The organism is Pseudomonas sp. AC172, from assembly GCF_979258595.1.
In genome coordinates, this window is sequence record NZ_OZ409868.1 from 3,899,159 (window position 1) to 3,921,509 (window position 22,351).

The 22,351-nt window shown below is 59.4% G+C and carries 17 protein-coding genes and 1 pseudogene; 11 read left to right on the forward strand and 7 right to left on the reverse strand.

Features of this window, described 5'->3' with window-relative positions; genetic code table 11:
- Window positions 1-3: 3 nt before the first annotated feature.
- The 9 genes from ACZ0A4_RS17555 to ACZ0A4_RS17595 all read left to right on the forward strand — a co-directional run bounded on the left by ACZ0A4_RS17555 (window position 4) and on the right by ACZ0A4_RS17595 (window position 13,634).
- Window positions 4-606 (forward strand): LysE/ArgO family amino acid transporter, encoded by a 603-nt coding sequence (locus ACZ0A4_RS17555; RefSeq protein ID WP_242206596.1) that lies wholly within the window; start codon window positions 4-6, stop codon window positions 604-606.
- Window positions 607-782: 176 nt separating this feature from the next.
- Window positions 783-1,379, forward strand: a complete 597-nt coding sequence (locus ACZ0A4_RS17560; RefSeq protein WP_007918933.1) for a superoxide dismutase — start codon at window positions 783-785, stop codon at window positions 1,377-1,379.
- Between the two features lie 364 nt (window positions 1,380-1,743).
- Window positions 1,744-3,795 carry a putative bifunctional diguanylate cyclase/phosphodiesterase gene (locus ACZ0A4_RS17565; protein ID WP_008085483.1) on the forward strand — a complete coding sequence of 684 codons (2,052 nt, stop codon included), beginning with the start codon at window positions 1,744-1,746 and terminating at the stop codon, window positions 3,793-3,795.
- Window positions 3,796-4,003: 208 nt separating this feature from the next.
- Window positions 4,004-5,350: an imelysin family protein gene (locus tag ACZ0A4_RS17570; protein ID WP_463575752.1), complete on the forward strand. Its 1,347-nt coding sequence runs from the start codon at window positions 4,004-4,006 to the stop codon at window positions 5,348-5,350.
- Window positions 5,351-5,644: 294 nt separating this feature from the next.
- A complete protein-coding gene (locus ACZ0A4_RS17575) occupies window positions 5,645-7,072 on the forward strand; it encodes a di-heme oxidoreductase family protein (RefSeq protein ID WP_463575753.1) in 1,428 nt (475 codons plus the stop codon).
- Between the two features lie 27 nt (window positions 7,073-7,099).
- Complete coding sequence (locus ACZ0A4_RS17580) at window positions 7,100-8,164, forward strand: imelysin family protein (RefSeq protein WP_454562935.1); 1,065 nt, start codon at window positions 7,100-7,102, stop codon at window positions 8,162-8,164.
- Window positions 8,165-8,178: 14 nt separating this feature from the next.
- Window positions 8,179-9,279: a DUF1513 domain-containing protein gene (locus tag ACZ0A4_RS17585; RefSeq protein WP_463575754.1), complete on the forward strand. Its 1,101-nt coding sequence runs from the start codon at window positions 8,179-8,181 to the stop codon at window positions 9,277-9,279.
- Between the two features lie 157 nt (window positions 9,280-9,436).
- Entirely contained in the window at window positions 9,437-10,585 is a 1,149-nt protein-coding gene (locus ACZ0A4_RS17590; protein WP_463575755.1) for an efflux RND transporter periplasmic adaptor subunit, read from the forward strand.
- A 13-nt stretch (window positions 10,586-10,598) separates the two neighbouring features.
- On the forward strand, window positions 10,599-13,634 hold the full coding sequence (locus ACZ0A4_RS17595; RefSeq protein ID WP_463575757.1) for a multidrug efflux RND transporter permease subunit: 3,036 nt from the start codon (window positions 10,599-10,601) through the stop codon (window positions 13,632-13,634).
- 174 nt (window positions 13,635-13,808) lie between these two features.
- Here ACZ0A4_RS17595 and ACZ0A4_RS17600 read toward each other — a convergent pair whose 3' ends face one another.
- The 5 genes from ACZ0A4_RS17600 to colR form a co-directional block, all read right to left on the reverse strand.
- Window positions 13,809-14,036 carry a hypothetical protein gene (locus ACZ0A4_RS17600; RefSeq protein WP_038369054.1) on the reverse strand — a complete coding sequence of 76 codons (228 nt, stop codon included), beginning with the start codon at window positions 14,034-14,036 and terminating at the stop codon, window positions 13,809-13,811.
- 2 nt (window positions 14,037-14,038) lie between these two features.
- Window positions 14,039-14,755: a lipopolysaccharide kinase InaA family protein gene (locus ACZ0A4_RS17605; RefSeq protein ID WP_150729713.1), complete on the reverse strand. Its 717-nt coding sequence runs from the start codon at window positions 14,753-14,755 to the stop codon at window positions 14,039-14,041.
- A 4-nt stretch (window positions 14,756-14,759) separates the two neighbouring features.
- The gene (locus ACZ0A4_RS17610; protein WP_463575759.1) at window positions 14,760-15,428 is read right to left on the reverse strand and encodes a class I SAM-dependent methyltransferase; all 669 of its coding nucleotides are present in this window, start codon (window positions 15,426-15,428) and stop codon (window positions 14,760-14,762) included.
- Window positions 15,429-15,589: 161 nt separating this feature from the next.
- Entirely contained in the window at window positions 15,590-16,864 is a 1,275-nt protein-coding gene (locus ACZ0A4_RS17615; protein ID WP_463575760.1) for a sensor histidine kinase, read from the reverse strand.
- Window positions 16,854-17,537 carry a two-component system response regulator ColR gene (colR, locus tag ACZ0A4_RS17620; protein ID WP_016986673.1) on the reverse strand — a complete coding sequence of 228 codons (684 nt, stop codon included), beginning with the start codon at window positions 17,535-17,537 and terminating at the stop codon, window positions 16,854-16,856. Before colR ends, ACZ0A4_RS17615 begins: the two co-directional genes overlap by 11 nt.
- Before the next feature lie 202 nt (window positions 17,538-17,739).
- Between colR and ACZ0A4_RS17625 the strand changes: the two genes are divergently transcribed.
- Together ACZ0A4_RS17625 and ACZ0A4_RS17630 are read left to right on the forward strand one after the other, a co-directional pair.
- Window positions 17,740-19,689, forward strand: a complete 1,950-nt coding sequence (locus ACZ0A4_RS17625; RefSeq protein WP_463575762.1) for an LTA synthase family protein — start codon at window positions 17,740-17,742, stop codon at window positions 19,687-19,689.
- 54 nt (window positions 19,690-19,743) lie between these two features.
- Window positions 19,744-20,487, forward strand: coding sequence for a phosphatase PAP2 family protein (locus ACZ0A4_RS17630; RefSeq protein WP_463575763.1), 744 nt, complete (start codon window positions 19,744-19,746; stop codon window positions 20,485-20,487).
- Window positions 20,488-20,497: 10 nt separating this feature from the next.
- Here the strand turns inward: ACZ0A4_RS17630 and ACZ0A4_RS17635 are convergent.
- Together ACZ0A4_RS17635 and groL are read right to left on the reverse strand one after the other, a co-directional pair.
- Window positions 20,498-20,623 (reverse strand): annotated as a pseudogene (locus tag ACZ0A4_RS17635) (metal ABC transporter ATP-binding protein); the annotation flags it as partial.
- A 57-nt stretch (window positions 20,624-20,680) separates the two neighbouring features.
- Complete coding sequence (gene groL, locus ACZ0A4_RS17640) at window positions 20,681-22,327, reverse strand: chaperonin GroEL (protein WP_141128463.1); 1,647 nt, start codon at window positions 22,325-22,327, stop codon at window positions 20,681-20,683.
- Window positions 22,328-22,351 lie beyond the last annotated feature (24 nt).

The window sequence follows — 22,351 nt, forward strand, 5'->3', positions numbered from 1 at the left end:
CTTATGTGGCAAAGCTATGTGAACGGCCTGTTGGTGGCGTTCGGGCTGATCATGGCGATCGGCACGCAGAACGCGTTTGTATTGGCGCAGAGCCTGCGCCGCGAACACCATTTGCCCGTGGCGGCGTTGTGCGTGGTCTGTGATGCGCTGTTGGTGGCGGCCGGGGTGTTCGGGCTGGCGACGATTCTGGCGCAGAACCCGACGCTGTTGGCGATCGCCCGTTGGGGCGGTGCGACGTTTTTGATCTGGTACGGCAGCCAGGCGTTGCGCCGGGCCTGTTCGAAACAAAGCATGGATCAGGGTGCGAATCAGACCGTACGTTCGTTGCGGGCGGTGATGCTCAGCGCCTTGGCGGTGACGCTGCTCAACCCGCACGTTTATCTGGATACGGTGTTGCTGATCGGTTCGCTCGGCGCGCAGCAATCGGTGCCGGGGGCCTATGTGGTCGGTGCTGCGAGTGCTTCGCTGTTGTGGTTTTTCACCTTGGCACTGGGTGCAGCGTGGTTGGCGCCGTGGCTGGCCCGGCCGAGTACCTGGCGGATCCTTGATCTGGTGGTGGCGCTGATGATGTTCACGGTCGCCGGACAACTGATATTGGCGTCGTGATTTATTCCAAACAGCTCTGGAACCTCTATCCCACACAGTTGTTGCGTGGTTATGGCGCAACCCCGGTGCTATGATCGAAACCCTGCGCCGCAAAGAGTAAAAACTCGCCGGTGCATTTCTGGCCGCCCGTGATCGGCCTTGCGCTCACCGCAACAGACCTGATTAGGAGAATCATCATGGCTTTCGAATTGCCGCCGCTGCCTTACGCACACGATGCCCTGCAGCCGCACATTTCCAAGGAAACCCTGGAATACCACCACGACAAGCACCACAACACCTACGTCGTGAACCTGAACAACCTGGTGCCAGGCACCGAGTTCGAAGGCAAGACCCTGGAAGAAATCGTCAAGACTTCCTCGGGCGGTATCTTCAACAACGCCGCGCAGGTCTGGAACCACACTTTCTACTGGAACTGCCTGGCGCCAAACGCCGGCGGTCAACCAACCGGCGCGCTGGCTGAAGCCATCAACGCAGCCTTCGGTTCGTTCGACAAGTTCAAGGAAGAGTTCAGCAAAACCTCGATCGGCACCTTCGGTTCCGGCTGGGGCTGGCTGGTGAAAAAGGCTGACGGTTCCCTGGCCCTGGCCAGCACCATCGGCGCCGGCAACCCGCTGACCAGCGGTGACACCCCGCTGCTGACCTGCGACGTCTGGGAACACGCTTACTACATCGACTACCGCAACGTTCGTCCTAAGTATGTCGAAGCGTTCTGGAACCTGGTCAACTGGAAGTTCGTTGCTGAGCAGTTCGAAGGCAAAACCTTCACCGCTTAAGCTGCGCGCCAGTCAAAAAACCCGGCTTTTGCCGGGTTTTTTTATGGGCGTTCGATGATCGTTCCCACGCTGAGCGTGGGAACGATCAATAGCGTTTCTCTCACGATGAAAGCTGTCTGCCGCTGCTTGCCGCCATGCCACAGCGGGCTACCATCAAAAAGAGGAAAAAATGCTGCGAACCGCTCAAGTTGAGGGGCGAAACTACCGACATAGTACAAATTAGGGCTAATACTCCAGACAGCAGCATTTCGGACGAGACCACGGGCAAATCATCCCCGGCCTGATTGTCCCTTTGACTGCCAACCCGGGATTGCCAATACTCATGGCAACTTGACGCTACCCGCACGGATTAAGGAATAACCCTTTGAAGCTGGAACTCAAGAACAGCTTGTCGGTGAAGTTGCTCCGGGTCGTGCTCCTGTCGGCATTGATCGTCGGCGTAGTCTTGAGCTGCGCGCAGATCGTTTTCGATGCCTACAAAACCCGTCAGGCCGTTGCCGGCGACGCCGAGCGCATCCTCGACATGTTCCGCGACCCGTCGACCCAGGCCGTTTACAGCCTGGACCGGGAGATGGGCATGCAGGTGATCGAAGGCCTGTTCCAGGACGATGCCGTGCGTCAGGCTTCCATCGGCCACCCGAACGAAGCCATGCTCGCGCAAAAATCCCGCGAGTTGCAGCATTCCAACAGCCGCTGGCTGACCGACCTGATCCTCGGCCAGGAGCGCACCTTCACCACTCAACTGGTGGGGCGCGGTCCGTACAGCGAGTATTACGGCGACCTGAGCATCACCCTCGATACCGCTACCTATGGCGAGGGGTTTATCGTCAGCTCGGTGATCATCTTCATTTCCGGGGTTCTGCGCGCGCTAGCCATGGGCCTGGTGTTGTATCTGGTCTATCACTGGCTACTGACCAAACCGCTGTCGCGGATCATCGAACACCTCACCGAGATCAACCCGGATCGTCCGAGCGAGCACAAGATTCCGCAGCTCAAGGGTCACGAGAAAAACGAACTGGGGATCTGGATCAACACCGCCAACCAGTTGCTCGAATCCATCGAACGCAACACTCACCTGCGCCACGAAGCGGAAAACAGCCTGCTGCGCATGGCCCAATACGACTTCCTCACCGGCCTGCCGAACCGCCAGCAATTGCAGCAGCAACTGGACAAGATTCTGGTCGACGCCGGCAAGCTGCAACGCCGGGTCGCGGTGTTGTGCGTGGGACTGGATGACTTCAAGGGCATCAACGAGCAGTTCAGTTACCAGACCGGCGACCAATTGTTACTGGCCTTGGCTGATCGCTTGCGTGCCCACAGTGGCCGCCTCGGCGCCCTCGCCCGTTTAGGCGGCGATCAGTTCGCCCTGGTACAGGCCGACATCGAACAACCTTACGAAGCAGCGGAACTGGCGCAAAGCATCCTTGATGATCTGGAAGCGGCGTTTGCCCTCGATCATCAGGAAATCCGCCTGCGCGCGACCATCGGCATCACTCTGTTCCCGGAGGACGGCGACAGCACCGAGAAGCTGTTGCAGAAGGCCGAGCAGACCATGACGTTGGCCAAGACGCGCTCGCGCAACCGCTATCAGTTCTATATCGCCAGCGTCGACAGCGAGATGCGTCGCCGTCGCGAACTGGAAAAAGACCTGCGCGATGCCTTGCTGCGCGATCAGTTCTACCTCGTCTATCAGCCGCAGATCAGCTATCGCGATCACCGCGTGGTCGGCGTCGAAGCACTGATCCGCTGGCAGCATCCGGAACACGGTCTGGTGCCGCCGGACCTGTTCATTCCGCTGGCCGAGCAGAACGGTACGATCATCGCCATCGGCGAATGGGTGCTCGATCAGGCCTGCAAACAGTTGCGCGAATGGCACGATCAGGGCTTCGCCGATCTGCGCATGGCAGTGAACCTGTCCACCGTACAACTGCACCACGCCGAGTTGCCACGCGTGGTCAACAACCTCTTGCAGATGTATCGCCTGCCACCGCGCAGTCTGGAACTGGAAGTCACCGAAACCGGCCTGATGGAAGACATCAGCACCGCCGCGCAGCACCTGTTGAGCCTGCGCCGCTCCGGCGCGTTGATTGCCATCGACGACTTCGGCACTGGCTATTCATCGCTGAGTTATCTGAAAAGCCTGCCGCTGGACAAGATCAAGATCGACAAGAGCTTCGTTCAGGATCTGCTCGATGACGACGACGATGCGACCATCGTTCGCGCCATCATTCAACTGGGCAAGAGCCTCGGCATGCAAGTGATCGCCGAGGGCGTGGAAACCGCCGAACAGGAAAGCTACATCATTTCCGAAGGCTGCCACGAAGGTCAGGGTTACCACTACAGCAAGCCGTTGCCGGCGCGCGAACTGAGCGCTTATCTCAAGCAGGCGCAACGCAGTAACGCGGCTATTTTATAAAAGCAAAAGATCGCAGCCTGCGGCAGCTCCTACATTTGGAATGCGTTCCCATGCAGGAGCTGCCGCAGGCTGCGATCTTTTGATCTGCGTAAACAAGAAATATTTCCAGCCACAACCCTTTACACATAATGCGAAAGATTTGCATTATGTCGCAGTTTTGCGCACCCCCAGCGCGAGTCCACTCAACTATCGAAGCAGGATGTTCGCCATGATTCGTATGCCTCTGGCTACCGCCAGTCTGCTGGCCATCGCTATTTCCCTCGCCGGTTGCGGCGAAGGAAAAGACAAGGCCTCCGCTCCGGCCGCACCGACGCCAGCCGCCAGCACCACCGCACCCGCGGCTGCTCCTGCCGCTGCCGGTAAAGTCGATGAAGCCGCCGCCAAGGCTGTGGTCGCGCACTACGCCGACATGGTCTTCGCCGTTTACAGCGATGCCGAATCCACCGCGAAAACCCTGCAGACCGCCGTTGACGCCTTCCTCGCCAAGCCGAACGCCGACACCCTGAAAGCCGCCAAGGCTGCCTGGGTCGCCGCGCGCGTTCCGTACTTGCAGAGCGAAGTGTTCCGCTTCGGCAACACCATCATCGATGATTGGGAAGGTCAGGTTAACGCCTGGCCACTGGACGAAGGTCTGATCGACTACGTCGACAAATCCTACGAGCACGCACTGGGTAACCCGGGCGCCACCGCCAACATCATCGCCAACACCGAAGTTCAAGTCGGCGAAGACAAGGTCGACGTCAAAGACATCACCCCGGAAAAACTCGCCAGCCTCAATGAGCTGGGCGGTTCCGAAGCCAACGTTGCTACCGGCTACCACGCGATTGAATTCCTGCTGTGGGGCCAGGACCTCAACGGTACCGGCCCTGGCGCTGGCAACCGTCCTGCCTCCGATTACCTGGAAGGCGCCGGCGCCACTGGCGGTCACAACGATCGTCGTCGTGCCTACCTGAAATCCGTGACCCAACTGCTGGTCAGCGACCTCGAAGAAATGGTCGGTAACTGGAAGCCGAACGTGGCTGACAACTACCGCGCCACTCTGGAAGCCGAGCCGGGCGAAACCGGTCTGCGCAAAATGCTCTTCGGCATGGGCAGCCTGTCGCTGGGCGAACTGGCGGGCGAGCGCATGAAGGTTTCCCTGGAAGCCAACTCTCCTGAAGACGAGCAGGATTGCTTCAGCGACAACACGCACAACTCGCACTTCTACGATGCCAAAGGCATTCGTAACGTCTATCTGGGCGAGTACACCCGTGTTGACGGCACCAAGCTGACCGGCGCCAGCCTGTCGTCGCTGGTCGCCAAGGCTGACCCGGCTGCCGACACCGCACTGAAAGCCGATCTGGCTGCCACCGAAGCCAAGATCCAGGTCATGGTCGATCACGCCAACAAGGGTGAGCACTACGACCAGTTGATCGCGGCCGGCAACACCGCTGGTAACCAGATCGTTCGCGACGCCATCGCTTCCTTGGTCAAGCAGACCGGCTCGATCGAAGCCGCCGCCGGTAAACTGGGCATCAGCGACCTGAACCCGGACAACGCTGATCACGAGTTCTGATCACAGCGTCCGCATCAAAAAAAGGCGACTTTCGGGTCGCCTTTTTCATGTCTGCTTTCTGTGGTGATGCTGATGGCCCCATCGCTGGCAAGCCAGCTCCCACAGTGATCGGTGGCGTACACAAATTTTGCAAGCACCCAAAATCCTGTGGGAGCTGGCTTGCCAGCGATAGGGGCGACTCGGTCCTCGGGTGAAACCCTGCCACAAATCAAGCAAACGATAATTCCTCTTATTCAAACCCCCCGGCCCTGTTAGACTTTGCGCCTTTATTTTCGCCCGTCCGCAGGATGTCTGATGCCCTCGCTGCCTCTTCGCTTGTCCGCACTGTTTCTGGCCCTGGGCCTGAGTGCCTGCGATGACGCCCCGCGTTTCACCAAGGCCGAGCCCGGTGAAGCGCGTTCGGGTGGCGCGGCGACCGTGCGCAAGACTGATCAGAATGCGTTCTCGCTGCCTTCGGCGAATCTGCCGCCGTCGCGGCGGGTGGACTTCAGCGTCGGTAACAGTTTCTTCCGCAGCCCGTGGGTGATCGCGCCGTCGACCACCACGGCGCGCGATGGTCTCGGCCCGCTGTTCAACACGAACGCCTGCCAGAACTGCCACATCAAGGACGGTCGCGGTCACCCGCCAACGCCCGATGCGGCCAACGCGGTGTCGATGCTGGTCAGGCTGTCGATTCCCGATGCGCCGGAGTATGCCCGGCTCATCGAGCAAGTCGGCGTGGTGCCGGAGCCGGTCTACGGCGGGCAGTTCCAGGACATGGCCGTGCCCGGCGTCGCCCCGGAAGGCAAGGTGCGCGTCGATTACACGCCAGTGCCGATTCGTTTCAAGGACGGCACCGAAGTCGAATTGCGCAAACCTGTCTTGCAGATCACGCAACTGGGCTACGGCCCGATGCACCCGGACACGCGGTTCTCGGCACGCGTCGCACCGCCGATGATTGGCCTCGGCCTGCTCGAAGCGATCCCCGAAGAAGCGATCCTCGCCAACGCTGCCGCACAGGCCAAAGACAACAAAGGCATCAATGGCCGCCCCAATCAGGTCTGGGATGACGAACTGCAAAAAACCGTCATGGGCCGATTTGGCTGGAAAGCCGGCCAACCAAACCTCAATCAACAGAATGTTCACGCGTTTTCCGGTGACATGGGCCTCACGACCAGCCTGAGACCCTTCGATGACTGCACCGACGCGCAAACCGCCTGCAAACAGGCGCCGAACGGCAATGGCCCGGACGGTGAACCGGAAGTCAGCGATAACATTCTGCGGCTGGTGCTGTTCTACAGCCGCAACCTCGCCGTACCTGCGCGCCGTGGCGTTAACGATGCAGACGTCATCGCCGGCAAGAACCTGTTCTTCCAGGCTGGCTGCGATTCCTGCCACACCCCGAAATACACCACCGCCGCCAACGCGGCCGAACCTGAACTGGCCAATCAGGTGATTCGCCCGTACAGCGATCTGCTGTTGCATGACATGGGCGACGGCCTGGCCGACAACCGCACGGAATTCCAGGCCTCCGGCCGCGACTGGCGCACACCGCCGTTGTGGGGGATCGGCCTGACGCAAGCGGTCAGCGGACACACGCAGTTTTTGCATGACGGTCGCGCACGCAATCTGCTCGAAGCAGTGCTTTGGCATGGCGGCGAAGCGCAAGCCGCACAGCAACAGGTTTTGTCTTTCAATGCCGAGCAGCGCGCCGCGTTGCTGGCGTTTTTGAACTCACTTTAAACACTGATAAAAAATCGGGAGCCCGACATGTTCCGTCCCAAGCTACTGTTCACCAGCCTTGCCGCGCTCGCCCTCGGCGCCTGCTCGCCGCAGGATCCGCAAGCGGTCACTTCGGCGGCCATCGCCAAATCGGTGATCCTGCCGACTTATACCCGCTGGGTCGAAGCCGACAAGCAACTGGCCGTCAGTGCCCTCGCCTACTGCCAGGGCAAAGAAACCCTGGAGACTGCCCGTGCCGACTTCCTGCACGCGCAAAAAGCCTGGGCTGAGCTGCAACCGCTGTTGATCGGCCCATTGGCCGAGGGCAACCGTTCGTGGCAGGTGCAGTTCTGGCCGGACAAGAAGAACCTCGTCGGCCGTCAGGTCGAGCAGTTGGTCGTCGCGCAGCCGCAGATCGATGCCGCCGCACTGGCCAAATCGAGCGTCGTGGTGCAAGGCCTGTCGGCTTACGAGTACATCCTGTTCGACGCCAAGCCTGACGTGGCCAACGCCGATCAGAAAGCCAAATACTGCCCACTGCTGATCGCCATCGGCGAGCGTCAGAAGCAACTGGCTGAAGAGATTCTGCAGAACTGGAACAACACCGACGGCATGCTCGCGCAGATGACCAAGTTCCCCAACCAGCGCTATGCCGACTCCCACGAAGCGATCGCCGATCTGTTGCGTGTGCAAGTCACCGCGCTGGACACCCTGAAGAAAAAACTCGGCACGCCAATGGGCCGTCAGAGCAAGGGCGTGCCACAGCCGTTCCAGGCCGATGCATGGCGCAGCCAGTCGTCCCTGACCGCGCTGGAAGCCAGCCTCGCCGCCGCCAAAACCGTGTGGGAAGGCGTCGACAACAAAGGCCTGCGCGGTTTGTTGCCGGCTGAGCAAAAGCCATTGGCCGACAAGATCGACGCCGCTTATGCCGCCTCGCTGAAACTGTTCGACAGCACCCAGCGCTCGCTCGGCGAGATGCTTGAAGACGACGCCGGTCGTCAGCAACTGAACGACATCTACGACAGCCTCAACGTCGTCCATCGCCTGCACGAAGGCGAGCTGGCCAAGGCGCTGGGCATCCAACTGGGCTTCAACGCCAACGACGGTGACTGATGAGGGCAAGTGCCATGCTGCGACGTCAGGTTCTGACTTTAGGTAGTGCACTGCTGGGAGCAGTGACGCTGGGCGGCTGGACGCTGTTCAAACGCAAGGATCAGAGCCCGCTGTTGCTGTCGGCGCGCGACGACACCGACGGCAAGCATTACGCCGTCGGTTATCGCCTGGACGGCAAGCAGGTGTTCGCCACCGAAGTCGGCCAGCGCTGCCACGACATCATCAACCATCCGACGCAGCCGATTGCGCTGTTCGTCGCGCGGCGTCCGGGCACTGAAAGCTATCTGATCGACCTGCGCGACGGCACGCTGTTGCAAACCGTAACCTCGCAGCCGAACCGGCACTTCTATGGCCACGCCGTGGTGCACAAGGACGGCGAATACCTGTACGCCACCGAGAACGACACGACCGATCCTGGCCGTGGATTGCTCGGCGTGTACAAGTTCGAAGGCGAGCGGCTGGTGCACAGCGGTGAGATTTCCACCCACGGTCTCGGCCCGCATCAGGTGTCATGGATGCCCGACGGCGAGACCCTGGTGGTGGCCAACGGCGGGATTCGTACCGAGGCGGAAAGCCGTGTCGACATGAACCTCAACGCCATGGAGCCGAGCCTGGTGCTGATGCAGCGCGACGGTACTTTGCTGAGCAAGGAAACCCTCGCCCAGCAGATGAACAGCGTGCGCCATCTTGGCATCGCCAGTGACGGCACCATCGTCGCCGGTCAGCAGTTCATGGGCGCGTCGCATGAGCGTTCGGAGCTGTTGGCAATCAAGCGTCCGGGTCAGCCGTTCGTGGCGTTTCCGGTGCCGGAGCATCAGTTGCAGTCGATGGGGCATTACACCGCCAGCGTCGCCGTGCACAGTGATTTGCGTCTGGTCGCGCTGACGGCGCCGCGTGGCAACCGTTTCTTTATCTGGGATCTGGACAGCGGCGAAGTGCGCCTCGATGCGCCGTTGCCGGATTGCGCCGGTGTCGGGGCAGTGAAGGACGGTTTTGTCGTGACCTCGGGTCAGGGCCGTTGCCGATACTACGATTGCCGTCAGGATGAGTTGTTGGCCAAGCCGCTGGAATTGCCGGCGGGGCTCTGGGACAACCATCTGCATCTGATGGCATAAGCCGCCCGCTTCATCTGCCATCACTACCTCAAGGGTGAGGGGATTTTTGTCTCCCTCACCCTTTTCTTCACCTGTAAGAACTGCCAGTTGGAATCCCCCCTGCACTCGGAGTAATGTGCCCGCCTGTCTCACCTGATTTATCCAAGGAACTGGAAATATGCTGCGTCGCCGCATGCTGATCATGTTGGGTGTTGTTTTGCTGATCGTCCTGGTACTGGGCGGGTACAAAGCCTTTTCGATCTATACGATGATCCAGGGCTTTTCCAAGCCGAAGCCGCCGATCAGTGTCGCCGTGGCCAATGCGACCGAACAGCCGTGGCAGCTGCGCCTGCCCACCGTCGGCACGCTCAAGGCGCTGCAAGGTGTCGAGCTGAGCCTGGAAGTGGCCGGCACCGTCACCGAGCTCAAATTCGAATCCGGACAGAAGGTCAAGGCCGGGCAGCCGCTGCTGCAACTCGACAGCGCCGTCGAAACCGCCCTGCTGGAAACCGCCAAAGCCGACCTCGGTCTGGCGCAACTGGATTTCGGCCGTGGCGCGCAACTGGTCGACAGCCGCGCGATCTCCAAAGGCGAATACGACCGCCTCTCCGCCGTGCTGCAAAAGAACAAGGCCACGGTCAATCAGCTCAACGCTTCGCTGGCAAAAAAACGCATCCTCGCGCCGTTCAGCGGCACTATTGGTATCCGTCAGGTCGACGTCGGCGACTACCTTGCCAGCGGCACCAAAATTGCCACGTTGCAGGACTTGAGCAGCCTCTACGCCGACTTCTACCTGCCCGAACAATCAGTGCCGAAACTGGCCATCGGTCAACCGGTGCAAATCACGGTTGCCGCCTATCCCAAGCAAAACTTCGCCGGCAAGATCAGCGCAATCAACCCGATCGTTGAAAGCAGCACGCGCAACATTCTGATCCGCGCCACGCTGGCTAACTCCGATGGCAAATTGTTGCCGGGCATGTTTACCAGCCTTGAAGTGCTGCTGCCCGATCCGCAAAAACACGTCGTGGTACCGGAAAGCGCGATCACCTACACCCTCTACGGCAACTCGATCTACGTGGTCGGGCAGAAGAAAGCCGAGGACGGCAGCGTCGAGAAAGACGACAAAGGCCAACCAGTACTGATCGCCGAACGCCGCTTCATCGAAACCGGTGAACGCCGCGACGGCGTGGTGATGATCAACAAGGGCGTGCAGAGCGGCGAACAAGTGGTAACGGCCGGCCAGATCAAACTGGACAACGGTGCACACATTGCCATCAGCGACGACAAGACCCTCGGCGAGCAGAACAGTCCGCCTCGCGCTGACTGATCAAGGAATCCCCATGGCTTTTACCGATCCGTTCATCCGCCGCCCGGTGCTCGCCACCGTGGTCAGCCTGTTGATTGTGCTACTGGGCTTTCAGGCCTGGAGCAAGTTGCCGCTGCGCCAATACCCGCAAATGGAAAACGCCCTGATCACGGTGACCACCGCTTACCCCGGGGCCAACGCCGAAACCATTCAGGGCTATATCACCCAGCCGATGCAGCAAAGTCTGGCCAGCGCCGAGGGCATCGACTACATGACCTCGGTCAGCCGGCAGAACTTCTCGGTGATTTCGATCTACGCGCGTATCGGTTCCAACACCGACCGTTTGTTCACCGAATTGCTGGCCAAGGCCAACGAGGTGAAAAACAAATTGCCGCAGGACGCCGAAGATCCGGTGCTGAGCAAGGAATCCGCCGACGCTTCGGCGCTGATGTACATCAGTTTCTTCAGCAAGGATCTGAGCAACCCGCAGATTACCGACTACCTGTCACGGGTGATCCAGCCGAAACTGGCAACGTTGCCGGGCATGGCCGAAGCGGAGATTCTCGGCAATCAGGTGTTCGCCATGCGCCTGTGGCTCGACCCGGTGAAACTCGCCGGTTTCGGCCTAAGCGCTAGCGATGTGACCAACGCCGTGCGCCAGTACAACTTCCTCTCCGCTGCCGGCGAAGTGAAAGGCGAGTACGTGGTCACCAGCATCAACGCCAACACCGAACTGAAATCCGCCGAGGCGTTTGCGGCCATTCCGCTCAAGGTCAGTGGCGACAGCCGGGTGCTGCTCAGCGATGTCGCGCGGGTGGAAATGGGCGCGGAAAACTACGACTCGATCAGCTCGTTCGGCGGCACGCCGTCGGTGTACATCGGCATCAAGGCGACACCCGGCGCAAACCCGCTGGACGTGATCAAGGAAGTGCGCAAGCTGATGCCCGAGTTGGAAGCGCAACTGCCACCGAACCTGAAAAGCGACATCGCCTACGACGCCACGCTGTTTATTCAGGCCTCGATCGATGAAGTGGTGAAAACCCTGTTCGAAGCGGTGCTGATCGTCATCGTCGTGGTGTTCCTGTTCCTCGGCGCACTGCGTTCGGTGGTGATCCCGGTGGTGACCATTCCGCTGTCGATGATCGGCGTGATGTTCTTCATGCAGATGATGGGCTACTCGATGAACCTGCTGACGCTGCTGGCAATGGTGCTGGCCATCGGTCTGGTGGTCGACGATGCGATTGTCGTGGTGGAAAACATCCACCGGCACATCGAGGAAGGCAAGACGCCGTTTGATGCCGCCCTTGAAGGCGCACGGGAAATCGCCATGCCGGTGGTGTCGATGACCATTACGCTGGCGGCAGTGTACGCGCCGATCGGTTTCCTCACCGGACTGACCGGGGCGCTGTTCAAGGAGTTCGCGCTGACCCTCGCCGGTGCGGTGGTGATTTCCGGGATCGTCGCCCTGACCCTGTCGCCGATGATGTGCGCGTTTTTGCTGCGCCACGAACAGAACCCCAGCGGCCTCGCCCATCGTCTCGACCGCATCTTCGACAGCCTCAAGCGCCGCTACCAGAGCATGCTGCACGGCACGCTGGACACACGGCCGGTGGTGTTGGTGTTTGCGGTGATCGTGCTGTGCCTGATCCCGGTGTTCCTCAAGTTCACCAAATCGGAGCTGGCGCCGGATGAGGACCAGGGCATCATTTTCATGATGGCCACCGCCCCGCAGCCGACCAATCTCGATTACCTGAGCACCTACACCGACGAATTCATCAAGATCTTCAAGCAATTCCCGGAGTACTACTCCTCGTTCCAGATCAACGGCTACAACGGTGTACAGGCGGGCATCGGCGGCTTCCTGCTCAAGCCATGGAACGAACGCAGCCGCACACAGATGGCAATCCTCCCCGAGGTGCAAGGCAAACTCGAAGGCATTCCGGGCTTGCAGATCTTCGGTTTCAACCTGCCCTCCCTGCCCGGCACCGGCGAAGGTCTGCCGTTCGAGTTCGTGGTCAATACCGCCAACGACTACGAGCTGCTGCTGCAAGTCGCCGACCGGATCAAGAAGCGCGCCATGGAGTCGGGCAAGTTTGCCTTCGTCGACCTTGATCTGGCGTTCGACAAACCGGAAGTGGTAGTCGATATCGACCGCGCCAAAGCGGCGCAGATGGGCGTGTCGATGCAGGACTTGGGCGGCACGCTGGCGACACTGCTGGGTGAGGCGGAAATCAACCGTTTCACCATTGAAGGCCGCAGCTACAAGGTAATTGCCCAGGTTGAACGGCCCTATCGCGACAATCCGGACTGGCTGAACAATTACTACGTGAAAAACACCCAGGGCGAATTGCTGCCATTGTCGACGCTGATCAAAGTCAGTGACCGCGCGCGACCGCGACAACTCAACCAGTTCCAGCAACTCAACGCGGCGAAGATTTCCGGTTTTCCGCTGGTGAGCATGGGTGAAGCCATCGATACCGTGCTGCAGATCGCCCGGGAAGAAGCGCCAGCCGGGTTTGCCTTCGACTATGGCGGCGCCTCACGCCAGTTCGTCCAGGAAGGCAGCGCGTTGTGGGTGACGTTTGCCCTGGCCCTGGCGATCATCTTTCTGGTGCTGGCGGCGCAGTTCGAGAGCTTCCGCGATCCGCTGGTGATTCTGGTGACGGTGCCGTTGTCGATCTGCGGGGCGTTGATTCCATTGTTCCTCGGCTGGTCGAGCATGAACATTTACACCCAGGTCGGGCTGGTGACACTGATCGGTCTGATCAGTAAACACGGCATCCTCATCGTCGAGTTCGCCAACCAGTTACGCAAGGACAAAGGCCTGACGGCGCGCGAAGCCGTTGAGGAAGCGGCGGCTATTCGCTTGCGGCCGGTGCTGATGACCACGGCGGCGATGGTGTTTGGCATGGTGCCGTTGATTCTGGCCACGGGGGCCGGAGCGGTCAGCCGTTTTGATATCGGCATGGTGATTGCCACGGGGATGTCGATCGGCACGTTGTTTACGCTGTTTGTGCTGCCATGCGTTTACACCCTGCTGGCGAAACCCGATCCCAAGCCAACCGCATAACCCTGTGGGAGCGAGCCTGCTCGCGAAGGCGGTGTGTCAGGCACCATAAGTATTAACTGACAGACCGCCTTCGCGAGCAGGCTCGCTCCCACATTGGTCGGCGTGCATCCATAAAATCCGCGCATAAAAAAAGGCCTCGCATCTGCGAGGCCTTTTATATTGGCTTCAATCGAATCAACTCTGCGGCCTCATCCCTTGGGAAAGTCCGAACATGAACAACAACAAATCATGATCGGGTTGGGTCGCCACGGAGGCTTTTGCCACCCGTGGGACTGCGCAGTGGGCGTCGTCTACCGACGCGCCAACCACCTGCATGCGGGGCTGCTCCCAGGCAGCCACCGCCAATGACGCAACTGCCAAGGCTCCAACCAAAAACAAACCTCGTGCAATTTCTAGTTTCATCGCTATAAACCTTTGATAGCGCTGCCAAACGCCGTCTCATAAAAGTAGACGAGTTTTTTCCAGTCCGCGTCGCGGAACGACGAATGGCGGCGCAATTGCTTCATGTCGTGGGAAGCGGCACGATAGGCGGTCAGACGCTGGCGGCACTTCTCCAGATCGATCAAAGCGACCTCGACCTTGGCCGACTCGCCTTCACCCGTCACCCGCACAAACACGTGTTTGATGTAGATGCAGCTATGCTGCCAACGGCCCTTGTGCATGCGCGCCAGGTTTTCGGCGAGGTCCTTGAGCACACGCTCATAAACCCCATCGCCACACTGATCGCGACCGCCGGCAGCCGCCAGCCAATGTTCCAGTTCCTGGAAACCGTCCAGGGACTTGGTCACCAGCAGCGCGCGCCATTTGTGCTGCGGATCAGGCTGGGCGCCGCAGAAAACGATTTCCGGCACGCGCACACCGAGCTTGCTGACGCCGGTCAGCGCGTCGAGCTCACGCAAAACAGTGGGACGGCCAAAAGGGTGCAACCAGCTGCGATAGATATGACCCGTCTGGCGCTTGGCGTACAGCAGTTGTCCATCGCGCCCCACGACCCTCTGCACGCCACTTTCCCCGCCGCGTCGAACGTTGGGCTCTTCCACCCACTCGCCGCGCTGGTTCCAGTAATAGTCAAAGCGATCTTGCGAAGCGACTTCCGTTTCTGCTGCCAATTGCACTGCCATCCTGTTACCTCTTGCGTAATACGTAAACCCGCCACATGGCGTAGAGCGGAATAAAGTCCAGTTGTTCCTGAATCCGAAAACCTGCCTGCTCGAACTCCTTTTCCACCGTAACGGCCGGTAACACAAAGCGATTCTGATACTCGCGTTTGTCACGGTTGCGCTCGGCTCGCTGGCGTTTCCATGCTTTGAAATTGCCATCAACCCACAGCGAAACGATCACACTGTCCCGGGTAACGCGCTCGAATTCGCGCAGAATTGCCCGGCGATGCTCGGCTTCACCGATGTGGTGAAGCAGACGCATGCAGAAAATGCTGTCGACGGCGTTGTCAGGCAAGGCAATGTCGAAGGCAGATGTGTGCAAGGGTTGTACCCGTTTCACCACATCGGCCGGTTGCGCCTGCATGGCCGTCGCGATCATCGACTCGGAATTGTCCGCGCCAATGATCACCCGGTTGGTCTTTTCACCCAGCAATGGCCAGAACCGCCCGGCACCACAAGGCAGATCCAGCACCAGCCCTGGCTCACCGACCAACGCCAGCGCCTTGCGGGCCAGTTGTTCGTCACGCCAGTGGGAGAGACGACGTCCAAGGCTTTCTTTGTGCTTGCGCAGGTATTTCTGCGCATGTTGATCGTCGTACTTCTCGGAAAAATCGAGTTTGATCGGACCGGCCATCACCTGGACTCCTGAATTGCTGATGTCACCACCTTAAGGAGCAGCGTGTCAGCGTCAGGTCATCCATTTGTGAAAAAAATGTCCGGTAAACAGACAAATTATTACAGCGTTATACAGGATTTAGACAGGAAGGAGGGAGTAGCATTGAGCCACTCCGTGCGTCAGATTTTGCCCAGATCTACCTCGAAGCGGCAGCCATTGGGCTCCATCGTGCTCAAGCTGACGGTCCAGCCCTGGTTCTCGCAGATCCGCTGAACCAGTGATAACCCCAGCCCCAGACCTTCGCCGCGTTTCTCGCTGCCACGTACGAAAGGCTCGAACATGGCTTCGCGTTTTTCTTCCGGAATGCCGACACCGGAGTCCTCCACAACGAAACCGTTGCCGTTGAGCGTCAGGCGAATAAAGCCCTTCTCGGTGTAGTGGCAAGCGTTGCGCAACAGGTTGCCCATCACCGCGGTCAACAACGTTGCGTTGTAGCAGGTGGTCGGTGGATTGCCCGGCTCGAACTGCAAGGTCAACCCTTTGCTTTCGATCGGCTCACGCCACACGCACAACAGACTGTCCGCCACTTGGGCAAGATGCTGTTGCGGCGCCGAACCGGCATCTTCGCGCTGGGAGCGGGCGAGCATCAGGAAGGTCTGCACCAGTTCGCGCATTTCCTCACTGGCCCGGGCAATGCGCTCGACCTGATTGCGCCCGCGCTGATCGATGGCCGGGTTTTCCATCAGCAGTTCGCAAGAGCTGGCCAGCACCATCAACGGCGTGCGCAATTCGTGACTGACATCGCTGGTGAACAATCTTTCACGGGTCAGCGCCTGACGCAGGCGTCCCAGCGTGGCATCGAACGCCACCGCCAGCTCGCCGACTTCGTCTGCCGCATAATCCGGCGCCAGCGGCGGTGCCAAGCCGAGCAACTGGTCGCGATGGCGCACTTGCCGGGCCAGCCGCACCACCGGTGCCATCACCTTGCGCGCCAGCACCCAGCCGAGGAACACCGCCAGCGCCAGACTGAGCACAAAGCCCACCAGCACCACGGCAAACAGCACGCGCTCACGCTCTTCGAAATCGCTTTGATCCTGCAGCAGCACATAGCGCCGACCGTCGACAATCTCGACCATCGCGTGATACGACAGCTGCTCGCGGAACACTTCATGGAAACCCGCATCGAGGTGACGTAGATCCTTGGGCAGTTCGAAATCCCCCGGGCCACCGCTGAAATAGAACAACTGATCCGGCTCTGGGCGATGGCTCCAGTCCGAGACGTTGTCCATCAGCAGCAGGCGCTGCAAATCGCCGCCCAGCCCCGCCGAAATCAGTTTTTCTTCCACAAGGTGCACGGTCGCGACGATTCCCATGGCAAAGGCGCCTGCCACCAGTGCGCTCATCAGTGCAAAGGCAATGATGATCCGCTGGGAAAGGCTTTGCTTAAACTCCATCACGCCCCTCGGCCAAGCGATAACCGACGCCGTGCACGGTGTGCAGCAGTGGTTTGGCGAACGGTTTGTCGATCACCTGACGCAATTGGTGCACGTGGCTGCGCAAGCTGTCGCTGTCCGGACAATCATCCCCCCACAGCGCCTCTTCGAGAATTTCCCGGCGCAGCACGTGCGGGCTCTTCTGCATCAACACCGCCAGCAGCTTGAGGCCGACCGGGTTGAGCTTGAGAAACTTGCCTTCACGGGTCACTTCCAGTGTATCGAGGTCATAACTCAGATCACCGACCTGCAACGCCCGGCGTCCGCCACCCTGGGTACGCCGCATCACCGCTTCGACGCGCGCGGCCAGTTCGGACAAGGCAAAGGGTTTGACCAGGTAATCGTCGGCGCCGGACTTGAAGCCCTGCAAACGGTCGTCGAGCTGGTCGCGGGCAGTGAGCATGATCACCGGCGTGTCACGACGGGCGTCTTCACGCAGGCGTTTGCACAGGGTGTAGCCATCGATGCCGGGCAGCATGATGTCGAGGACGATCAGGTCGTAATGCTCGGTGGCCGCCAGATGCAGGCCTGACAGACCGTCCTGGGCGCAATCGACGGTATAGCCTTTGAGCCCCAGGTAATCAGCCAGATTGGCGAGGATATCGCGGTTGTCTTCAACCAATAGAATTCGCATGGGCACTCCTCCGTACACAGTAACGGCCGTCATGGCTCGCGCAGCTTAAGGCCATCGCCACCTCAGGGCTAGGGCTGAAAGCCTCGTAAATCGACTCTCTCAAGCAAATTCAAACCTTAACGAGTTTTTCACTATCGGTTCACAACCTGACTACAGTGACAACGCGAGACTCTCGCGCCATTAGATATAAGGAATGTAGACAATGGACTTTTTCAAGACGGCGCCCATGCGCCTTCTGCTGTTGGTCACTGGCGTCTGGCTGGTGCTGTTCTTCCTGACCCGAACCGTCCTGCTGCTGACTCACCTTGATGAGGCCGGCGGCATTGCGCTTTCCGTATTTGGAATCGGTCTGTTGTATGACCTGGGTTTCCTCGCCTACGCCGCATTGCCAATGGGCCTGTACCTGTTGCTGTGCCCGCCGGCGCTGTGGCGTCGCCGTGGTCATCGCTGGTTCCTGCAAGGGCTGCTGACCGTCAGTCTGTTCGCCATGCTGTTCGTCTCGGTGGCCGAGTGGCTGTTCTGGGACGAGTTCGGTGTGCGCTTCAACTTCATCGCCGTCGACTACCTCGTGTATTCCGACGAAGTGCTGAACAACGTGCTGGAGTCATACCCGATCGGCACGCTGCTGAGCATCCTCGCGCTACTGGCCGTCGCTCTCAGCTTCGCCCTGCGCAAGCCGTTCAATGCTGCGCTGGATGCTCCACTGCCGCCGTTGCGTGGGCGTTTGCTCAATGCGCTGGCGTTGCTGGTGGTCGCCGGCCTGAGCCTGCAGTTGCTTAGTCAGGATGCGCCCCGCGCCCAGGGCGGCAACGCCTATCAGAATGAACTGGCGAGCAACGGTCCTTATCAGTTCTTCGCCGCGTTCCGGAACAACGAACTGGACTACACGCAGTTTTACGGCAGCCTGGCGCCGGAAAAAGTCGCCCAGCAGATTCGTGCCGAACTGAATGAACCCAATGCGCAGTTCATCAGCCGGGATCCGCAAGACATTCGCCGGATGATCGATAATCCCGGCACCCCGCGTAAACCGAACATCGTACTTGTGACCATCGAAAGCCTCAGCGCCAAGTACCTTGGCAGCAATGGCGACAAACGTGACCTGACACCGAATCTGGATGCCTTGCGCAAACAGAGCCTGTACTTCAATAACTTCTACGCCACCGGCACTCGCACGGACCGTGGTCTGGAAGCTATCACGCTGGCCATTCCTCCGACCCCGGGCCGTTCGATCGTCAAGCGCATCGGCCGTGAAAGCGGCTTCGCCAGTCTCGGTCAGCAACTGAGCGCAGTCGGCTACGACAGCGTGTTTGTCTACGGCGGACGCGGTTACTTCGACAACATGAACGCGTTCTTCAGTGGCAACGGTTATCGCGTTGTCGACCAGAGCAGCGTTGACGAAGCAGAGATTCACTTCAAGAACGCCTGGGGCATGGCCGACGAGGATCTGTACAAGCAGACCCTGAAGCTAGCCGATGCCGATTACGACAAACAGCAGCCGTTCTTGCTGCAGTTGATGACCACCTCCAACCACCGCCCTTACACCTACCCGGACGACCGGATCGACATCAAGTCCGGTAATGGTCGCGATGGCGCGGTGAAATACACCGACTATGCGATTGGCCAGTTCCTTGAACAGGCACGGCAGAAACCGTGGTTCGACAACACGATCTTCATCTTCGTTGCCGATCACACGGCGGGCAGTGCCGGCAAGGAAGACTTGCCGATCGCCAACTATCAGATCCCGCTGTTCATCTATGCACCGAAGTTGGTCGAGCCTCGCGAGAATGGCGAACTGGCCAGCCAGATCGATCTGGCGCCGACGCTGCTGGGCTTGTTGAACATGGATTACCAATCGACGTTCTTCGGTCGCAACCTGTTGCAGGACAACCCGCTGCCACCGCGCGTCGTGGTCGGCAACTACCAGCATCTGGGCCTGTTCGACGGCAAGGATCTGGCGATCCTCAGTCCGCGCCAAGGCTTGCGCCGGCATGACGATGCGCTGACCGAGAGCCGCGAATCCCGCGCAACCAGCGATGATCCGCTGATCAGCCGCGCCATCACCTATTACCAAACCGCCAGTTATGGCTTCAAGCAACAGCTGCTTGGCTGGAAAGCACCCAAGGAGGGTGCTCCGCAAGTCAGCGAACGTTAATCGAAGCGCCCCGGGCTGATGCCCCGGGGCGTGTTCTTTTATTCAGGAACCAACATGTCATCAAGTGTTGTACGCCCCACCCCTCGCCCGCTGAATCTGTGGCTGTATCTGGGAATTCCAATCATCGCGGCGATAAGCCTGATTCTGCTGGAAATGACCGACCTGGACATGGTGCTGGCGCGGTTGTTCTACGATCCAGTTGCCGGTGACTTCATTGGCCGTCACAGCTTTTTCCTTGAAGACATCCTTCACGACCGTGCCAAACAGGTGGTGATCGGTTTCTCGGTGTTTGCGGTACTGGGTTTTATCGGCTCGTTTTTTATCGCCAGACTGAAGCCATTCAAGCGTGAGCTGGGCTGTCTGGTGCTGTCGCTGGGTCTTGCCACTTCGTTCGTCACTCCGGTCAAAGCCGTGACAGCCGTCCAGTGCCCGTGGAGCCTGGAACAATTCGGTGGTCATGAAACCTACAGCAAGTTGATGGAGCATCGCCCGCAGACCGACAAGCCCGGGCGTTGCTGGCCCGGTGGCCATGCGGCGACGGGGTTCACTCTGTTTGCGCTGTTCTTTGTCCTGCGTGATCGCCGTCCGCGTCTGGCGCGTCAGGCCTTTATCTTTGCCTTTGCGCTGGGTTCGGTATTTTCTATCAGCCGGATGATGCAGGGTGCACACTTCTTCTCGCACAACGTGTGGACGGCGATTTTCTGCTGGCTGATTTGTCTGGGGTCGTATTACTGGGTGCTGTATCGCCCGGCGGTGAAAACCGAGGCCATCATCAAGGCACAACCGGTCAGTGCCTGAAATATAGATCCAATTGTGGGAGCGAGCCTGCTCGCGAATGCGGTGTGTCATTCAACATTAATGCTGGTTGATCCGACGCCTTCGCGAGCAGGCTCGCTCCCACAGGGAATTGGTGTGAAGCTGAAATTTGGGCAATAAAAAACCCCGCGGACTTTCGTCAGCGGGGTTTTTGCGTTACAGGGACAAGGCTGGCTTACATCATGCCGCCCATGCCACCCATGCCGCCCATGTCTGGCATACCGCCGCCAGCCGCGCCGTCTTTCTTCGGCGCGTCAGCTACTGCCGCTTCAGTGGTCAGGATCAGACCGCCGATCGACGATGCAGCTTGCAGAGCGGAACGAGTCACCTTGGTTGGGTCCAGGATGCCCATTTCGATCATGTCGCCGTATTCGCCAGTTGCAGCGTTGTAACCGAAGTTACCTTTGCCGTTCTTGACTTCGTTGACCACAACGCTTGGTTCGTCACCGCTGTTGGCAGCGATCTGACGCAGCGGAGCTTCAACAGCGCGGCGCAGAACAGCGATACCAACGTCCTGATCAGCGTTGTCGCCTTTCAGGTCGTTCAGGGTTTGCAGAGCGCGGATCAGCGCAACGCCACCGCCAGGTACCACGCCTTCTTCAACGGCTGCACGAGTTGCGTGCAGGGCGTCTTCAACGCGGGCTTTCTTCTCTTTCATTTCAACTTCGGAACCAGCGCCAACCTTGATCACTGCAACGCCGCCGGACAGCTTGGCCAGACGCTCTTGCAGTTTTTCACGGTCGTAGTCCGAGGAAGTTTCGGCAGCCTGGGCACGAATCTGAGTGATACGCGCCTGGATGTCAGCTTCAACGCCAGCACCGTCAACGATGATGGTGTTTTCCTTGGAGATGGTCACACGCTTGGCGCTACCGAGGTTTTCCAGGGTAGCGGCTTCCAGGCTCAGGCCGATCTCTTCGGAGATAACGGTACCGCCGGTCAGAACAGCGATGTCCTGCAGCATGGCCTTGCGACGGTCGCCGAAGCCTGGCGCCTTGACGGCTGCGACTTTAACGATGCCACGCATGTTGTTCACAACCAGAGTCGCCAGGGCTTCGCCTTCAACGTCTTCGGAAACGATCAGCAGTGGACGGCCGGCTTTGGCAACGGCTTCCAGCACTGGCAACATTTCGCGGATGTTCGAGATCTTTTTGTCGACCAGCAGGATCAGCGGGCTGTCCAGCTCGGCAACCATGGTCTCTGGCTTGTTGACGAAGTACGGGGACAGGTAGCCACGGTCGAACTGCATGCCTTCAACAACCGACAGTTCGTTTTCCAGGCCAGTGCCTTCTTCAACGGTGATCACGCCTTCTTTACCGACTTTTTCCATGGCTTCGGCAATGATGTCGCCGATGGAGCTGTCGGAGTTGGCGGAGATGGTGCCGACCTGAGCGATTGCCTTGGTGTCAGCGCATGGCTTGGACAGGTTCTTCAGCTCTTTGACGATCGCGATGGTCGCTTTGTCGATACCGCGCTTCAGGTCCATCGGGTTCATGCCGGCAGCGACGGCTTTCAGGCCTTCGTTGACGATCGACTGAGCCAGAACGGTAGCGGTGGTAGTACCGTCACCAGCGTCATCGTTGGCACGGGAGGCAACGTCTTTGACCAGCTGCGCGCCCATGTTTTCGAAACGGTCGTCGAGTTCGATTTCTTTGGCGACGGAAACGCCGTCCTTGGTGATGGTCGGAGCGCCGAAGCTCTTCTCGATGATCACGTTACGGCCTTTCGGGCCCAGGGTCGCTTTTACTGCGTCAGCCAGGACGTTGACGCCCTTGAGCATTTTTTTACGGGCGGAATCGCCAAACAGAACTTCTTTAGCAGCCATGATCGATATTCCTTAAATACTTTG

Excerpts from the sequence above, each read along its gene's own strand:
- ACZ0A4_RS17560 (WP_007918933.1), top strand. The coding sequence starts at position 783 with ATGGCTTTCGAATTGCCGCCGCTGCCTTACGCACACGATGCCCTGCAG.
- ACZ0A4_RS17625 (WP_463575762.1), top strand. The coding sequence starts at position 17,740 with ATGGACTTTTTCAAGACGGCGCCCATGCGCCTTCTGCTGTTGGTCACT.
- ACZ0A4_RS17590 (WP_463575755.1), top strand. The coding sequence starts at position 9,437 with ATGCTGCGTCGCCGCATGCTGATCATGTTGGGTGTTGTTTTGCTGATC.
- ACZ0A4_RS17555 (WP_242206596.1), top strand. The coding sequence starts at position 4 with ATGTGGCAAAGCTATGTGAACGGCCTGTTGGTGGCGTTCGGGCTGATC.
- groL (WP_141128463.1), bottom strand. The coding sequence starts at position 22,327 with ATGGCTGCTAAAGAAGTTCTGTTTGGCGATTCCGCCCGTAAAAAAATG.
- ACZ0A4_RS17610 (WP_463575759.1), bottom strand. The coding sequence starts at position 15,428 with ATGGCCGGTCCGATCAAACTCGATTTTTCCGAGAAGTACGACGATCAA.
- colR (WP_016986673.1), bottom strand. The coding sequence starts at position 17,537 with ATGCGAATTCTATTGGTTGAAGACAACCGCGATATCCTCGCCAATCTG.
- ACZ0A4_RS17630 (WP_463575763.1), top strand. The coding sequence starts at position 19,744 with ATGTCATCAAGTGTTGTACGCCCCACCCCTCGCCCGCTGAATCTGTGG.
- ACZ0A4_RS17570 (WP_463575752.1), top strand. The coding sequence starts at position 4,004 with ATGATTCGTATGCCTCTGGCTACCGCCAGTCTGCTGGCCATCGCTATT.
- ACZ0A4_RS17580 (WP_454562935.1), top strand. The coding sequence starts at position 7,100 with ATGTTCCGTCCCAAGCTACTGTTCACCAGCCTTGCCGCGCTCGCCCTC.
- ACZ0A4_RS17605 (WP_150729713.1), bottom strand. The coding sequence starts at position 14,755 with ATGGCAGTGCAATTGGCAGCAGAAACGGAAGTCGCTTCGCAAGATCGC.
- ACZ0A4_RS17615 (WP_463575760.1), bottom strand. The coding sequence starts at position 16,864 with ATGGAGTTTAAGCAAAGCCTTTCCCAGCGGATCATCATTGCCTTTGCA.
- ACZ0A4_RS17585 (WP_463575754.1), top strand. The coding sequence starts at position 8,179 with ATGCTGCGACGTCAGGTTCTGACTTTAGGTAGTGCACTGCTGGGAGCA.
- ACZ0A4_RS17600 (WP_038369054.1), bottom strand. The coding sequence starts at position 14,036 with ATGAAACTAGAAATTGCACGAGGTTTGTTTTTGGTTGGAGCCTTGGCA.
- ACZ0A4_RS17595 (WP_463575757.1), top strand. The coding sequence starts at position 10,599 with ATGGCTTTTACCGATCCGTTCATCCGCCGCCCGGTGCTCGCCACCGTG.
- ACZ0A4_RS17575 (WP_463575753.1), top strand. The coding sequence starts at position 5,645 with ATGCCCTCGCTGCCTCTTCGCTTGTCCGCACTGTTTCTGGCCCTGGGC.